Origin of the sequence: Flavihumibacter cheonanensis, from assembly GCF_022352215.1 — a bacterium.
Lineage (GTDB): Bacteria > Bacteroidota > Bacteroidia > Chitinophagales > Chitinophagaceae > Flavihumibacter > Flavihumibacter cheonanensis.
Genome location: NZ_JAKRWF010000161.1, coordinates 1 through 284, shown reverse-complemented (window position 1 = coordinate 284; position 284 = coordinate 1). Strand labels below are relative to the sequence as shown.

Here is a 284-nt window from a genome sequence, read left to right as displayed (position 1 = left end):
GGTTCGACAAGCCCGCCTGCCGCCTGCCGGAAGGCTCTTGGCTTTCGTTTGCACCAAGGGGTGTGGCGCCCGCAAGCTGGCGGATGGAAAAGCTCGGGTGCTGGATTTCGCCCTTGGATGTTGTAGAGAATGGAAACCGCAGCCTCCACGCCATCCAATCCGGCGTGCGGGTTGACCACGGCAAAACCCGTCTGTGCATTGAAAGCCTCGACGCGCATCTGGTCTCGCCGGGGAAACCGCAGGCGCTGCCGCTCCGAAAAACGCAGCCGGACCTTTCGGGGGGC

Annotated in this window: 1 protein-coding gene; it reads left to right on the top strand. The window is 63.7% G+C overall.

The genetic code is table 11. The features are described from left to right. Window positions 1-83 precede the first annotated feature (83 nt). A partial coding sequence (locus MD536_RS21540) for a hypothetical protein (protein WP_239603843.1) occupies window positions 84-284 on the top strand: 201 nt, incomplete at its 3' end.